This window comes from Polaromonas sp. P1_G2 (assembly GCF_056405515.1).
The window spans coordinates 1-422 of sequence record NZ_JBFUBY010001328.1 but is presented as its reverse complement, the minus strand read 5'-3'; the positions used below and the strand labels follow the sequence as shown (position 1 = coordinate 422).

Below are 422 nucleotides of genomic sequence, written 5' to 3'. Positions count from 1 at the left end.
GCCTGCCGCGCCCGGGCTCGAAGCCGCATCCGCGTGCCTTCGGCACGTTTCCGCGCATTGCCGGACCGCTCCGGCGCGACAAGAAATGGTTCAGCATCGAGGATGCCGTGCGGCGCATGACCTCGGTGGCGGCGCAACGTTTCCAACTGCATGATCGTGGCCTCATCCGCCCCGGCCTTGCCGCAGATCTCGTGCTGTTCGACGATGCGATCACCGACAATGCCACATTCGCCAATTCCACCGCACTTCCTACAGGCATTTCGCATGTCTGGGTCAATGGCGGTGCAGTGATCAAGAACGGCGCGCAGACCGGCAACCGTCCCGGCAAGCTCATATAGGACTTGAGAAATGCCCGCTCGCGCGGCATAACTTGACTACATCTCTCGTCAAGTTGAGGCATCATGTATCTCGGTCTGGATATC

At 60.7% G+C, this 422-nt stretch carries 1 protein-coding gene; it reads left to right on the top strand.

Translation table 11 applies throughout. The features are described 5' to 3' along the window. Window positions 1-338, top strand: a 338-nt coding sequence (locus AC1D0P_RS30395) for an amidohydrolase family protein (protein WP_477680132.1), incomplete at its 5' end; no start/stop codon positions are given. Between the last annotated feature and the right edge of the window lie 84 nt (window positions 339-422).